The sequence below is a fragment of the Guyparkeria sp. SB14A genome (assembly GCF_005096345.1).
Taxonomy (GTDB): Bacteria; Pseudomonadota; Gammaproteobacteria; order Halothiobacillales; family Halothiobacillaceae; genus Guyparkeria; species Guyparkeria hydrothermalis.
The window spans coordinates 1-253 of record NZ_SWAW01000096.1 but is presented as its reverse complement, the minus strand read 5'-3'; the positions used below and the strand labels follow the sequence as shown (position 1 = coordinate 253).

Genomic DNA, 253 nt, shown 5'->3' with positions numbered 1-253 from the left:
CGCCAGTTCACGGCCGGCGGCGTGCTGCATCGGATGGTGTTCACCAACGCCTTACCCGAAACCGACTTCGACCGGATCGCCAGCGATGTCGCGCGCATCTGCGAGACCGAGATCGAGCTGTTCGACGCGCGCCGTTCGACGAGTACCTGTTCTTGGTCGCGCTCGACGAGTCGGGGTTTGGCGGGCTCGAGCACCGCGACTCGACTGCCCTGATTTTCCCTCGCGGCCACCTGCCGTCGGTGACCGCCGGCGG

General features: G+C 67.2%; 1 protein-coding gene. It reads left to right on the top strand.

The window, feature by feature from the left end; genetic code table 11:
- A partial coding sequence (locus FAZ79_RS11535; RefSeq protein ID WP_169303697.1) for a hypothetical protein occupies nt 1-213 on the top strand: 213 nt, incomplete at its 5' end.
- Nucleotides 214-253: the final 40 nt, after the last annotated feature.